The following is a 12,637-nucleotide window of genomic DNA, read 5'->3' on the forward strand; positions in this document are numbered from 1 at the left end:
CTTACTTGCTGGCAAATTCTTCTAGTGCAGTCATAGCATGCTCTGCCTTTTCGGTTTGCACAAAAATATGGTCGTGATAGAAGGCTGCAACTACATTCGCACTAATACCATGTTTAGCCAGTTTAGTAGAAACAGCAGCGGTTAACCCCACAGCATCTAAGCTTGAGTGCACAGTTAAGGTGATGAGTTTAAATACACCATCGAATTCTAGGTTTGCTCGCTGTGCTTGTTGCTTTTCAACAATTACAGTGAGCCCCTCCTGCTCCATAAAGGTTGCAATTGGTTGCAGCGAAGCAACCTCTAAAAGCGATTGTTTTACAGTACAAAACACAAACTCACCTGCGTGTAATTCAGGTGACATACTTTGCAAAAGTGTCTCTAATTCTTTAATACCAGACATGTTTGTCCTTTATTTATCAATATTACTACAATGTTGACCTTATCAATGACATTGGCACAAATCGTATGCCATTAAACTCACCTTCTTGCTCGGTTATTTCAAAACCATGTTTTAAATAAAAGTCGACGGCATTAACTGCTGAACGAAGCTTTATCTCTTGCGCATCAGTTGAATTAAGTAAGTGTTGCAGTAACGTTTGACCAATACCTCGCCCTTGCACTTGATGCGAAACAAATAAATGTGTGAGGTAATTTCCGGCTCTCATTGCGGCAAAACCTAATAAGGTGTCGTTTGATATTGCTTTTACAGTAACAAAATCATCATTGTCGAATGTCGTTTTTATATCGGGTAGCACCTGTGCAATATATTCTTGCTTTCCCTGCTCATTAAAATGCGGCAGCACAGCAACCTGAGACACAGCTTCGACTAACTTTGTAATAGCGGTTAAGTCTTCGTTGTTAACCCTCTGAATTTCCATATCTTTACTCCTAAACTTAAGAAGTGAGTGCCTTTTGAGTCACATTTGGCTCATAAAAAGCCCATGAGTCTGCACCATCAAAATAGCGAATATTGACTTGCTCTAATATATCTCGTTTGAACATTCTTAGATTTACGGCCATTCGGTCAGCATTGCCTAACTCAGTCGGGGTGTAATGGGTTATACACCCACAACCGACACAATGATGAAAGTCGATTAACTTATCACCATGGCTGTAGGTTTTTGTCTCGCTTTTTACCGAACTAATTTTGACGTTTTGAGGTAAGAAATAGGCCCAAATTGCTCCATACCTATAACAAATTGAGCAATTACAACTCGTAACTAAATCAATGGGTTGTAACAGCTCTACGTTGACATCACCACAATGACAGCTCGCTTGCATAATACTTCCTTATTATCACTTTATTAGAGCACCTTAACATTAAATCATTGAGATGCTCGCCAAAATTTTTAAACGCCTTACAATAAAGCGTTTTTTATACTTATACCTTAAGGTCAGGGCTAAATTTTGAAACTCAGCAAACGCTTAAAATTAATCGAGTCGATGGTGTCACCTCACTATGATCATATTTGGGACTGCTGCTGTGATCATGGATATTTAGGTGCTGCACTTTTAGATAAGCAAAACGATGAAACCGTACATTTTGTCGATATTGTCCCTGAACTGATGCAAAGCCTCGAAAGTAAGCTGCAAGCGTTTTATGACCAGCATAACTGGCAAGTTCACTGTTTAGATGTGTCTCATCTGCCTTTGCAAAATCATGAAGGCAGACATTTAGTCATTATTGCTGGCGTGGGTGGCGATTTAACCGCGCAATTTATCTCAAGCATTAATGCGCAACATCCGAACTTAGATATTGATTACTTAATTTGCCCAGTACATCACCTATTCACACTAAGAGCCAAGCTTAATGAACTGAAATTAGGTTTAGTGCAAGAGGCTTTAGTTGAAGATAACAAACGTTATTATGAAGTCATGTTACTTACATCTAAGCAAAATCAACAACCCGTCTCAGCGGTCGGTGAGCAGATTTGGCAAGCTGACAATGATGTACAACTCGACGCAGCCGAACGATATTTAAAACAAACACTCAACCACTACCAACGCATTGCTAAAGGCAAAAGTAACGATGTTACACACATTATTTCTGCTTATGAGCAAATCGTGCCGTCGATAAAGCCCTAACACTTGAACTTTGTGCCTAAGACTTCTACAAAGACATAAAACTAATATGCAGACCAATGCTACTATCAAACCCTTCATCGTTAAGGTAGTGGCTGTAGCCAAGCTGCACATGAATACGTTTGGTAATTTGATACTCAATAAATGGCTTTATATAACTCGAGCTTTTGAAATTATCGAGCTCTTGCTCTTCACAGCTGCTACAGCGGAAAATGGAGCGACTGATGTTGTTATAACGATAGCCGCCAAGTACACCTATGGTGAGGTTCTCGACTAAGTGATCTTTTAAAATCAAACCCAACTCACCATAAATGGCTGTGCCGGTTACATCAGATTCACGGCTCAACTTATTTCCCGTTACCGAGTTTTTAACCTCCTCAGTAAAAGGGTTATCATCTTTGATGTACACGTAATCTATGCCGATGGCGAATTGATAAAAGCTACGCGGTTCCCCCTTGTAATAAATGCCAATCGCGTGTGCTAAATCATCCACTTGCATATCAAGCTCGGTGCCTTGGTTAATATCATTGACACTCAGAGCTTGATAACTCACACCATAAGAATAATTATAAAAATTGACGTTTTCAGCTTTACTTACTCCACTTAACAACAGGGCACCAGCAAATAAAGCATATTTAGCGTATTTCATACTGCTCTCCTTCTATTTGGTATTCGCGGCACAGCTTTTTACGGGATGCACAAAGTGCTTAACGGTGCGAGCGCTATAAAAAATAATGCTGTTTCTGTATTCGTAATTGTAACTGCTGTCTTCAAACTTATTATGCGGTGTACCACTCCAAACTTGCCCCATGGGCACATTGGGAAATACAAAAGGGTTCAGTGCTGGTTCTTCGCAAGCTAACTCATTATTGGCCTGTAACTCTTTAATACTCGGTAAACGCCAATTCGCTCCAGTATCTTCGTCATTGAGTTTAGCAACATATTCATAGGCTTGCTGCCAATCTAGCCGTTCAGCACTGCCCTCTTTACACTCCTCACCTGAGAGACCAGCCGCACATCGTTTCCATATCAGACCTGTTTGTTTGTCTAAAATATGGCCTTTTTCGTCTTGAAGGTATCTTGTGGAAGGGGCCGAAAAACTCACACGTTGGCTACAACGTTGATTATTAGCAAACGCTTGCCTGTTAGAAATCAGGCTTTCTAATTCACTGACAACCTCATTGTTCTCATATAGATTTTGCTTACCTCTAACTGCTCTGATAAATCTAGGTTCAGAACTCAACCCTCCAGCCACGCGACCATTACCAAAGTCCACCGACCAAATACTATTTTTATCATCAGTATCTATGTTGCTTGTCCAATAAAACCCACCCTTTGTATTAGGAAAAAGCTGCCTATCTATACTTGGCTGTGACTCGCTATAGTTAACTAGATCTTGAAGCTCTATCTTATTTGGCAAGCGCCAATCATCGAAACCACATAGCTTTTTTCGATTAAGCTTTTCTATAAAAGAGTCTGTATCGCAGTTGCTATCACATTTGCCTAAATCTTCACTTGAATAGCTTGCAAAACTTTCAGAATACCAAGAATAAGAAAAGCCACTGTCTTGAGACAAGCCAGACCCTTCAGGGCTTTTCACTTCCCAAATTAGACCCGTAACATTATCAAGAACACACTTCCACTGATCTGCATCATTAGGCAAAGAGCGGCCTTGCTCATTAATTTTTGTGTAATCAAAACCATGAGAGCCAAACCCTAACTTTGACAAGCCCTCGACACTATCTCGACCAGTTGTACAGTCTTGGTTGAATCCCGACTGTAAATCGCATTGAGGTAAATTTGTATCAGGATAATCCCCTGCGTAGGTCACGCCGGTATCGTTATAAGGCGAAACAATTTCATCACAGGTGCATTCGCCGTCGCATTTTGCAATTTCAATTCGCGATAACGGTGCGCTTGAATTCGCATTTTGCGAATTTTCTATTGAGCTTGTTGAGTTATTATTGCTTTGAACTTGGTTATTTTCACTTACAGGCTCGTATTTACAAGCAGGCATCAAAGCTAGCAACAACAGTATTAATAAAGGTTTCAGCAGAGTCATATAAAACATCCTAATTAAATCGTTTATATGAACCAATGCTCAATTTTCATACCAAAAGAACCTAGCACGTTAATTGCTAATGTATTTATACCTAAAGCAAGGCTTTGCCAATTTAATTAACATATTTAAAAAAGGAGTTTTATTCATAGTAGACGACATTTTAATTTCATTGTTAAAGTCTTATATGTAACTAGGACTAATTATGGAAACTGTCGACCCCCTCTTAATTGCGTTTTTACCTAAAGACATCCGCTCGATGTTTTTTCCTTATGCCAGCGTCCAACTTGGCGCTTTAATTTTGAACTTGCTGATGGGCTTTATTATGGCGAGTTTAATTGGCTACCATTTTAGAAAGTACGCCAATGCATTTTGTAATCGCCAAGACTTCTCTCGTCTTTTCCCGCTGCTTATGCTCACGGTTATTTTGATCATCACTGTGGTCAAAGCATCGCTTGCTTTAGCGCTTGGTTTAGTTGGTGCATTATCGATTGTGCGTTTCAGAACACCAATCAAAGAGCCTGAAGAGCTTGTTTATTTATTCTTAAATATAGGTGTCGCAGTTGCTCTAGGTGCCGGACAAACCCTTGCAGCCATTGTGGCCTGTGTTGTGACTCTATTGTTAGTGACTTGGGTTAAGAAGCGCCACAGCAAAGATGTGCAAGAGAACGGCTTATTTCTATCGCTCAACTATCGCAGTGACGACCCCGATGTGAACATTGCCATTTCGGATGTAAAAAGCATTCTAGATCAATATGTTGACCGCCTTGAATTGCGCCGCTTTGATACCGGTGAGCAACACTTTGACGCCGCTTTCTTTATCTCAATCAAAGAAGCCAAACAAATCGATGAGTTCATGCATGTATTGAAGCAAAAGTACCAAGGGATCAACATCTCACTGCTTGAGCAACATAATATTGCAGGAGTGTAGTTATGAGACTCGATACGCCTAAAACCGCCTACACCCCACCCGAACGCAAGGCGTTTATGCTGGGCGTGTTAATTCTTATATTACTGTTAATACCGTCAGTGAATGCAGTAAAAATAGCTCTTATTCATAGCGGCTATGTTGCCCACTACGAAGATGGTAAAAGCAAACTCATGCAATTGGTGCAAGACATCAGCCTTGCACCTAAGCGCCTGCTGACTGCCGATAAAGACTTGCCTGTTATCAAAGTCGATATTAAATATCAGGACTGGCTCAAACTTGAACAAGATAGAAACAACGCGCTTAAAAACGGCATCATTGCCGAGCAGCGCAATCAAGTGAATGCCACCCTTTATTTAAACCAACAAAAGTACTTTGCCAAAGTACGTCTTCAAGGTGACATGCTTGATCATGTTAGCAATGACACCCGTTGGTCATTGCGCTTTGAACTGAAAAAGAAAAAAGCCTTATTCGAATCTCGTAAGTTTGCTTTAGTGGCCCCCAATGTGCGCATTCATCAAGGCCCGAGTTTATTCAGTAAAACGATGGAGCTGGCTGACTTTGATATTATTGCGCCTAAAAACATTCCTGTTCGTGTTGTACTAAACGGCGTTGATTGGGGCACCATGTTTGTAGAGCAAGCCTTCAGCCAATCATTACTTGCTGTGAATGATCGTACCGAAGGTTTAATAGCTCGACTCGATATACATGAACAAACTCAAAATAGTGCCGATAAGATCACGCGCGTGCTAAAACCTCGTGAGTTGCAACGCGGCACCATTCTCGGTAACCCAGCTCTGAGCCAACAAAGACAAATTGCACTTGCGCTGCTGGATGACTTTTTAAATAAAAAGCGTCCTGCCAGTGATGTATTTGATGCTAAAAAAATGGGCCAATACTTAGCCACGGTTGACCTGTGGGGCGCATGGCATGCACTCACGTGGAATAACTGGCGCTGGTATTACAATCCGCATTTAGCCAAATTTGAACCTATTCAAAGTGATGTAGCGGTTACACCAGCTAAACACAATTGGTTGATGACACCACCAAGCCACGACTTTGTATTGTCAACAGCCATGTTAGACGACCCAATTATTCGCTCTCATTATGATGTGGCTAAGCAAACCTTAATTGAACGTATTAATCAAAACTTAATCCCTGAATTACAAGCCTATGAGCAAACACTACTGAACAAATTACATGGCGACAGCCCGCTATTGGCGCCTTTTGATTTAACGGTTATGAAAACTCAAGTTATGTGCTGGCAAAGTGATTATCAAGGAACTGATTGCCAAAATATTGGACAGTTTGATGCGAGCCTGCACCAACATATGCAGGATTACGCAGGCCACGCCAATTGGGATATCTTAGCGCGCTTTAATTCTAGAGCTGGAACTGGCGTATTAAAGCTCGTCAACAACGATAAAGAACCACTGCACTTAAAAAGTATCACCGGTCTTAATCGCTATGAAGATCGCTCTGAGCTCGAAGAGGTTAACGCGGACTTTCCTCGGGTATTGAACCCTGGTGAGACACTCGACATTAACTTATCTGCTGACATTGTCGCAGTTGATTTACGTGCAGCTTTAGCAAGCAAGAAAATTGCTACGTTTCAGTTTAAAAAAGACACCGCGCCATTGCACTTTATTCCTCGCCCACAGCCTTTAAATACTTCATTAATGAGTCAATACCCGTTTATTGAAGTCAATGAAGGGCATTGGTATGTAAAACCGGGGACTTGGCAAATTAACGACTTTTTAGTGACGCCGGATAACACTGAATTAGTTTTGCCTGCTGGCGCCCATTTAGAGTTTGCAACCAAAGCAGGCTTGATGGTGTTCGGTCACCTAACAGTAAAAGGCACTGCTGATAATCCAGCATCATTAACCAAACAAGTCAGTAGCCGAAAATGGTCGGGGCTCAGCGTGTTCTCAAACGAGTACAGTCCTAAATCGGTTGTTAGACACCTCAATATCAGCTATTCGAGTAATCCTAAGCTTGGCTTATGGCAACCACGCGGTGCAACCTATTTTGTTAAAACACCTGTGCTCCTTGAAGACATTCACATTAGTGAAAATCAGTCAGAAGATAGCTTAAACATCATTAATGGCGATATCGAAATTAATCGCATGTTGATCACCAATGCGTTGTCTGATGCCTTTGACTGTGACTTTTGCGTGGGCACCGTCAATGACAGTGAGTTTAGAAGCATAGGTTTTCGCTCTGGCGGAGACGGTATTGATGTCAGTGGTTCAAAACTTACGCTCAATAATGTGTCATTCAATGGTGTACGAGACAAAGCCATATCAGGAGGTGAACGCAGTCATTTAACAGTGAACACCGCGCGTTTTAATAACGTTAATTTCGGCCTAGTTGCTAAAGACGATACCAAGATAACAGCAACCAATATCACTGCTGAAAACGTTACACATCACGCCCTTATGAGCTATTCGAAAAAGCCAATTTTTGGTGGCGCAATGTTAGATGTCAGTCAGTTTGATTGCTTAGACACGCAATGTGAAAATAAAATCACCGTCGAAACTGGCAGCGTACTTACCATTAATGGTACCGCAATAGATAGCCAAGACCTCGATGTAAAGGGCCTTTACAGAACAATTATGAAATCGGATAAACCAAGATGAATACAGATAATACACCAAATTATCGCTTCGAGGTTAAGATCCCTATTCCGCTTAACCGTTTAGAAGAAGTTAGAATATGGCTAATGACCCATGCTTTATGGTTTAAGCCGCATTTTCCAGACCGGGATGTAAACAGCTTATATTTGGATACCCCTCATTTAGAGCGCTATGAAGAAAACCTCAGTGGGATCAGTGTCCGCAAGAAAGTGCGCATTCGTTGGTACAATCAGCTAGATAATGCCAATAAAGCCAAACTGGAGTTTAAACATCGTCAGGGGGGGAAAGGTTACAAGGTTACTTTCAATACCCAATTTGATTTTGATGATCCAGAGTTTAGCTGGGCCAAAGCGCTAAAACTCAGCTTTGACAATCTGCCTAAGCAAGGGCAATTGCTTTGGGGTGTTGAGCACACCCCCGTGCTTATCTGCCGCTATACGCGCCAGTATTTTATTTCAAACTGCCAGAAAATTAGAGCAACATTTGATAAAAACATTTGCGTCTATGACCAAAGGTATAAAGCCGATGTAAACCTGCACAGAAGTGTGCCGCTCGGAGATTATGTGTTGCTTGAGCTCAAAGCTGATGCTGAATTTGAGAAAGAGCTAAGCCGTTTGTTAGCTACTTGCCCGCTTCGTCAGTCCCGTCATTCAAAGTATGTGAATGGTATTCGGCAATTAATGTGGCAATAAGTATCTCTATGCGCAGTTTATGCTACGCTTGCTTAGTCTTAAGCTGATTAAAATCATTCAAGCAATTAAACTTTATAGTTGCGTTTCCATCGGTTAATACGTCATATTGATTCGTAGCTTAAAACAAGAATCAGAGACTTTTTAATATGAAGCGTATAATTTTATCAACAATGCTTTTAGTCACTAGCTCTAGCTTTGCAGTCACCAAAGCGAAAAAAGAAATCTTACTCGATAACACAGACGTTGAAGTGATCAGAGCCACTTACCCTGCGGGCAGCGAATCAGGCGTACATACTCATGTTTATGCAAACCGCGTTGTGTATTTTGTCAAAGGTGGCGTACTTGCCATCACACCTAAAGATACCAGCAAGCCTGACCGTATTATTACTGTAAAAGATGGCCAAACTCTGTATATGCCTGGCGGCACACACAATGTTAAAAACATCGGCGACACTGAAGTCATCATCGTTGAAACTGAAATCAAAAACAGCAAGCTGTAATTTTCATATTTTAAAAAGTAAAACTGTGACAATCTCAAAATTAAGATCCTTTCTTCTTCTGCCTTTTGTAGGCCTAGCAAGCGCCTGTTTGTTAGGCTGTGCAGCCAAAAGCAAAGTGCATGTCATTGCACCTCAGTGTTCACCAGATGAACTCACAAAGATTTACTCTGCATTAGAGGAGGTTAAACAGATAAGTGTGGTCAAATCTGACGCTGAGTTACCAAATGGCATGCTTCATAATTCGATACTTATGCCTAAGTTAGTTCAAGATTTCAATGTCATTGAAGAGTTAGCAAGTGCTTTGACTTTGCATGGGTTCGAAACACATATCAGCTATATCAACAAATTTAACCATCACTATAAAGATGAACACATTGGTGTGTATATTACTCACTGTACCCTTGCCGCTAGCACTTCAAAAAACTCTCAAATTAATTCGCAAATTGCAAAAAAAGTTTCAAAACGAAATTTAAAAGTTTCGTTTAACTAATAATCAATAAGTTATAATTGGCACAGCCTCTGCTTTATCTATAGTGAGTAAATTAAAGATGAAGTAAAGAGGAAGCCGCCATGTATACGCTAACTACTTATCAAAACCTTAAAGAATTATTTCCTGAATTAAATGCACAGCTTTTCAATAGCTCACACGATTATCGCAAACAAGTGCTTGAGATGATGGCTAAACAAGAGTGTAAATTGCATGATTTAAATGAGCAATTTATGGGTGAAAAGCATGAAGCGTCTCGCGAAGAAGCTTGTGTATTAGGGTACAACTGATGCAAAACTACTTTAAATTCTAACTGCCAGGGTAATGCTACTTATATGTGCACACTCTGGCTTTGCCATTTTTCACAACCACAGAACGAGGTTAAAAAAATGAGATAACTCCTATGATTAGCTTTGCCTACATAATTCGATTTCAAATGGCTTTTAGCCCTGTATACTGCCCGCCTAAGTCAATCAATGTGATAGAGCAGTTCAGGTATTTTTCTATGCGTAAGTCCGACAAAAAAGTAGACAATCAACTCAGAGAATCGCTTACTCAAGTATGTGATGCCGCCCTCAAAGATATCGAAGGGTTCCAGTGGCTTACTCACCAAGCTAACTATTCTGATTTTCCAAGTAGCTTAAAGATCACCTGTGTGTTTGATACAAACGAACAATTGAATGACTACTTAAACTCATCACAGAATGCATATTTACTCAATCTTATCAGCAAAGAGTTAAATATGACGAAGTTAAAAATAAAGTCAGTGGCTAAAGTGGTCAGTTACGACTCGGAAGAAAACTGCCTAGCTGAACATAACGGTAATTGGGCTAGAAGACTAGGTAACTAGGAAGCTAGGTAACTAGGAAGCTAGGTAACTAGGAAGCTAGGTAACTAGGAAGCTAGTTACCTAGAGCTGAAATCAATTTAAATTCACACTTTTCTTCTCAGATAAAACGCTGACAATAGCGCTTAATTTTTGCTCTGCCATGTTCATTGAATTTGTGTGTCGTTCGTCTGCAAATTCTTGATATTCAGAGGCGACTTCGAAAGTTTGGTCAACTCCCAAATATTTGCTCAAAGTGCGAAGATGCGGCACTAAATGGCTATGCGCTTCGTTGATACCGCCTTTTTCAAAACCAAATTCACCACTTGAAGTAATAATAACCAAAGTCTTACCCGACATTAACGGTGCTAGAGGCTTATCGCCACGGGCTAAGTCAAAATCAAAGGTCTCATTAATACGAATGATTTGATCAAACCACGCCTTTAGCTGTGCAGGCATACCATAGTTGTACATAGGTGATGAAATTGCGATCACATCTGCTTTTGCAAGCTCAGCAATATACATATCAGACTGAGCCAAGATCTGCTGTTGCTGTGCCGTTCTTTTTGCCTTTGCTGTAAACACCGCACCAATCCAATCTTGCGTAATAAACTGCGGTGGGTTCACTCCGATATCTCGATACATATACTCATCTATATGAGTTTGCTTTTTCAGCTCTGAGATAAATCTTCTTGCCAGCTTCTTAGAAATAGAATCATGATCAGGATTATCATTAGAAACCACTCTTACGCTTGCATCTATATGTAATACAACACACATTTTTTAGTACCTCATTGGTTTGATTTGAGTGTCATTTTTGTCACTTTTTGATACTTAAACAAACGAGTAAAAAACATTTACAGATGAGTTAATCTTATCTATTTTACTTTTTTAAGTTAACAATAAGCGCTATGCACGTTTCATTACCCGCACTAAAAGCATTTGAGTCGGCAGCAAGATTGGGGAGTTTTAAAGCGGCAGCCACAGAGCTGGCAATTTCACCCACAGCTGTTTCTCACCACATAAATAACCTTGAGCAACGACTTAATGTGAACTTGTTTATTCGTGAAACAAGAAAAGTCACGCTCACAGCTGCAGGAAAACAATTGGCAGAAGCCACAAACCAAGGCTTTAACATCATACAAGCTGGTATTGATAAAGTGGCGGCGAAAGACAAATTGATCAATGTTGCAACCACCTCATCCTTCGCCGCTTTAGTCCTTATTCCAGCGCTACACCACTTTTATCAGCAATTCCCTGAGATAACTGTCAACATTACCAGTGGTGAGCAACTTACAACAGATAACTTCACCTTACCCGTTCGATTTGGAATACGTGAGCAACAAAACCAAGCAGATATCATCAAGTGCGAACAATTTAATTTGTTCAGTGCATCAGATATCGCAAATAAGTTCATCAGCAATGAAAGCGTGACCATTTACACCACCAAGTGGAAAAACAACGCTTTACCAAACGCCCCACTTGAAGACTGGCTTGCTCTTAATGCATTACAAGACAAACAAGTTGTCGTTAAGTATTTCGATCAAGAGCTGTTTGGCATTCAACAAGCCATGCTCGAAAACGCCTATGTGTTTTGTTCAAAAACACTCACTCAAGGATACCTACAAGCCGGACTACTTAAAGAATTGAACACCCAAGCTATCGATTCTGCCTTTTGTTACTACATCGAAAACAAACAAAAAAATACCTCTAGACACAACCATATGTTCATCGAATGGTTAGACAATCTCATGCTGTAATGGAACAATAAGCATCGAGTAAAAGATGAATTAAGGAGAGTTATCAGATGCTTGAACAAGTTATGTCTTTAATGGGTTTAATCGCGTCAATTTGGTTGGTTTTAGGTGTGTTTTATGCTGCAAAGCTTTACCCAAACTACAATCATAGTGAGCAGTTTTGTAGCGAACTTGGTGCCGTTGGTAGCCCAACACAGAGGTTTTCTCCACTTATCAATAACTACCCGCTCGGTGTGCTGTTTTGCCTCTTTGGTGCGTATGTATTTAACTTAGAACCTAATATATGGCTTCAGCTTACTGGAGTATGTATTGTCGTGCATGGTCTAGGCACTTGGGTTGCAGGCTTTTTCCCTATGGATGCAGATCCATATACCAAAGCGCCGAGTCGTGACTGTAACATTCATTCATGGGCAGGGTTATTTATGTTGCTTTCACTGTTGCTAGCGCCCATATTCATGCTCATCGCACCGCTCTCTGCCATTAACAGCATCGCGTTTAAAGCTTTTTCAATCATGAGCCTTATCGCTACTATTTATACTCTTATATTGATGAAAAAGGCCTATGTTCAGAAACAAAAAGTCGGGCTATATCAGCGTATTTCTTATGGCACGCAGTTAGTTTGGTTGAGCGTGTTCTCTCTTGTTATCTCTTTTAGTTAATAACCAAT

The 12,637-nt window shown here is 40.5% G+C and carries 16 protein-coding genes; 10 read left to right on the top strand and 6 right to left on the bottom strand.

What is annotated here, in order from left to right:
- Position 1: 1 nt before the first annotated feature.
- Genes ACGHEH_RS06500 through ACGHEH_RS06510 form a run of 3 tightly spaced genes read right to left on the bottom strand, consistent with a single transcriptional unit; the run spans position 2 to position 1,281 of the window.
- Complete coding sequence (locus ACGHEH_RS06500) at positions 2 to 400, bottom strand: ACT domain-containing protein (RefSeq protein WP_349287693.1); 399 nt, start codon at positions 398 to 400, stop codon at positions 2 to 4.
- A gap of 25 nt (positions 401 to 425) precedes the next feature.
- Entirely contained in the window at positions 426 to 878 is a 453-nt protein-coding gene (locus ACGHEH_RS06505) for a GNAT family N-acetyltransferase (RefSeq protein ID WP_390443084.1), read from the bottom strand.
- A gap of 16 nt (positions 879 to 894) precedes the next feature.
- Positions 895 to 1,281, bottom strand: coding sequence for a GFA family protein (locus tag ACGHEH_RS06510; RefSeq protein WP_390443086.1), 387 nt, complete (start codon positions 1,279 to 1,281; stop codon positions 895 to 897).
- A gap of 126 nt (positions 1,282 to 1,407) precedes the next feature.
- Here ACGHEH_RS06510 and ACGHEH_RS06515 point away from each other — a divergent pair, with 126 nt between their 5' ends.
- Positions 1,408 to 2,085 (top strand): tRNA (adenine(22)-N(1))-methyltransferase, encoded by a 678-nt coding sequence (locus ACGHEH_RS06515; protein ID WP_390443088.1) that lies wholly within the window; start codon positions 1,408 to 1,410, stop codon positions 2,083 to 2,085.
- Between the two features lie 25 nt (positions 2,086 to 2,110).
- Here ACGHEH_RS06515 and ACGHEH_RS06520 read toward each other — a convergent pair whose 3' ends face one another.
- A complete protein-coding gene (locus ACGHEH_RS06520; protein WP_390443091.1) occupies positions 2,111 to 2,731 on the bottom strand; it encodes a hypothetical protein in 621 nt (206 codons plus the stop codon).
- Between the two features lie 12 nt (positions 2,732 to 2,743).
- Complete coding sequence (locus ACGHEH_RS06525; RefSeq protein ID WP_390443094.1) at positions 2,744 to 4,144, bottom strand: DUF1566 domain-containing protein; 1,401 nt, start codon at positions 4,142 to 4,144, stop codon at positions 2,744 to 2,746.
- A gap of 202 nt (positions 4,145 to 4,346) precedes the next feature.
- Here ACGHEH_RS06525 and ACGHEH_RS06530 point away from each other — a divergent pair, with 202 nt between their 5' ends.
- The 7 genes from ACGHEH_RS06530 to ACGHEH_RS06560 all read left to right on the top strand — a co-directional run bounded on the left by ACGHEH_RS06530 (position 4,347) and on the right by ACGHEH_RS06560 (position 10,237).
- Complete coding sequence (locus tag ACGHEH_RS06530; protein WP_390443097.1) at positions 4,347 to 5,072, top strand: DUF4956 domain-containing protein; 726 nt, start codon at positions 4,347 to 4,349, stop codon at positions 5,070 to 5,072.
- Positions 5,073 to 5,074: 2 nt separating this feature from the next.
- Complete coding sequence (locus ACGHEH_RS06535) at positions 5,075 to 7,711, top strand: hypothetical protein (RefSeq protein ID WP_390443100.1); 2,637 nt, start codon at positions 5,075 to 5,077, stop codon at positions 7,709 to 7,711.
- The gene (locus ACGHEH_RS06540; protein ID WP_390443102.1) at positions 7,708 to 8,400 is read left to right on the top strand and encodes a polyphosphate polymerase domain-containing protein; all 693 of its coding nucleotides are present in this window, start codon (positions 7,708 to 7,710) and stop codon (positions 8,398 to 8,400) included. The genes ACGHEH_RS06535 and ACGHEH_RS06540 overlap by 4 nt, the downstream gene beginning before the upstream one ends.
- Positions 8,401 to 8,546: 146 nt before the next feature.
- Complete coding sequence (locus tag ACGHEH_RS06545) at positions 8,547 to 8,900, top strand: cupin domain-containing protein (RefSeq protein WP_390443104.1); 354 nt, start codon at positions 8,547 to 8,549, stop codon at positions 8,898 to 8,900.
- Positions 8,901 to 8,988: 88 nt separating this feature from the next.
- Positions 8,989 to 9,390 (top strand): hypothetical protein, encoded by a 402-nt coding sequence (locus tag ACGHEH_RS06550; protein ID WP_390443107.1) that lies wholly within the window; start codon positions 8,989 to 8,991, stop codon positions 9,388 to 9,390.
- Positions 9,391 to 9,470: 80 nt separating this feature from the next.
- Complete coding sequence (locus tag ACGHEH_RS06555; RefSeq protein WP_390443109.1) at positions 9,471 to 9,677, top strand: hypothetical protein; 207 nt, start codon at positions 9,471 to 9,473, stop codon at positions 9,675 to 9,677.
- 215 nt (positions 9,678 to 9,892) lie between these two features.
- On the top strand, positions 9,893 to 10,237 hold the full coding sequence (locus ACGHEH_RS06560; protein ID WP_390443112.1) for a Fis family transcriptional regulator: 345 nt from the start codon (positions 9,893 to 9,895) through the stop codon (positions 10,235 to 10,237).
- A gap of 72 nt (positions 10,238 to 10,309) precedes the next feature.
- Here the strand turns inward: ACGHEH_RS06560 and ACGHEH_RS06565 are convergent, their stop codons facing one another.
- Positions 10,310 to 10,993: an FMN-dependent NADH-azoreductase gene (locus tag ACGHEH_RS06565; protein ID WP_390443114.1), complete on the bottom strand. Its 684-nt coding sequence runs from the start codon at positions 10,991 to 10,993 to the stop codon at positions 10,310 to 10,312.
- Positions 10,994 to 11,124: 131 nt separating this feature from the next.
- On the opposite strand from ACGHEH_RS06565, the gene ACGHEH_RS06570 reads away from it, so the two are divergent.
- Both ACGHEH_RS06570 and ACGHEH_RS06575 read left to right on the top strand, forming a co-directional pair.
- Entirely contained in the window at positions 11,125 to 11,973 is an 849-nt protein-coding gene (locus ACGHEH_RS06570; RefSeq protein WP_390443116.1) for a LysR family transcriptional regulator, read from the top strand.
- Between the two features lie 47 nt (positions 11,974 to 12,020).
- Complete coding sequence (locus ACGHEH_RS06575) at positions 12,021 to 12,629, top strand: DUF998 domain-containing protein (RefSeq protein ID WP_390443118.1); 609 nt, start codon at positions 12,021 to 12,023, stop codon at positions 12,627 to 12,629.
- Positions 12,630 to 12,637 lie beyond the last annotated feature (8 nt).

Origin of the sequence: Pseudoalteromonas sp. MTN2-4 (genome assembly GCF_042848605.1) — a bacterium.
In the GTDB taxonomy this organism is placed as follows: Bacteria; Pseudomonadota; Gammaproteobacteria; order Enterobacterales; family Alteromonadaceae; genus Pseudoalteromonas.

Bases quoted from the DNA above. Each gene is read 5' to 3' on its own strand.
- ACGHEH_RS06525 (WP_390443094.1), bottom strand. From the start codon at position 4,144: ATGACTCTGCTGAAACCTTTATTAATACTGTTGTTGCTAGCTTTGATG.
- ACGHEH_RS06505 (WP_390443084.1), bottom strand. From the start codon at position 878: ATGGAAATTCAGAGGGTTAACAACGAAGACTTAACCGCTATTACAAAG.
- ACGHEH_RS06535 (WP_390443100.1), top strand. From the start codon at position 5,075: ATGAGACTCGATACGCCTAAAACCGCCTACACCCCACCCGAACGCAAG.
- ACGHEH_RS06530 (WP_390443097.1), top strand. From the start codon at position 4,347: ATGGAAACTGTCGACCCCCTCTTAATTGCGTTTTTACCTAAAGACATC.
- ACGHEH_RS06560 (WP_390443112.1), top strand. From the start codon at position 9,893: ATGCGTAAGTCCGACAAAAAAGTAGACAATCAACTCAGAGAATCGCTT.
- ACGHEH_RS06510 (WP_390443086.1), bottom strand. From the start codon at position 1,281: ATGCAAGCGAGCTGTCATTGTGGTGATGTCAACGTAGAGCTGTTACAA.
- ACGHEH_RS06545 (WP_390443104.1), top strand. From the start codon at position 8,547: ATGAAGCGTATAATTTTATCAACAATGCTTTTAGTCACTAGCTCTAGC.
- ACGHEH_RS06555 (WP_390443109.1), top strand. From the start codon at position 9,471: ATGTATACGCTAACTACTTATCAAAACCTTAAAGAATTATTTCCTGAA.
- ACGHEH_RS06575 (WP_390443118.1), top strand. From the start codon at position 12,021: ATGCTTGAACAAGTTATGTCTTTAATGGGTTTAATCGCGTCAATTTGG.
- ACGHEH_RS06565 (WP_390443114.1), bottom strand. From the start codon at position 10,993: ATGTGTGTTGTATTACATATAGATGCAAGCGTAAGAGTGGTTTCTAAT.
- ACGHEH_RS06520 (WP_390443091.1), bottom strand. From the start codon at position 2,731: ATGAAATACGCTAAATATGCTTTATTTGCTGGTGCCCTGTTGTTAAGT.
- ACGHEH_RS06540 (WP_390443102.1), top strand. From the start codon at position 7,708: ATGAATACAGATAATACACCAAATTATCGCTTCGAGGTTAAGATCCCT.
- ACGHEH_RS06570 (WP_390443116.1), top strand. From the start codon at position 11,125: ATGCACGTTTCATTACCCGCACTAAAAGCATTTGAGTCGGCAGCAAGA.
- ACGHEH_RS06500 (WP_349287693.1), bottom strand. From the start codon at position 400: ATGTCTGGTATTAAAGAATTAGAGACACTTTTGCAAAGTATGTCACCT.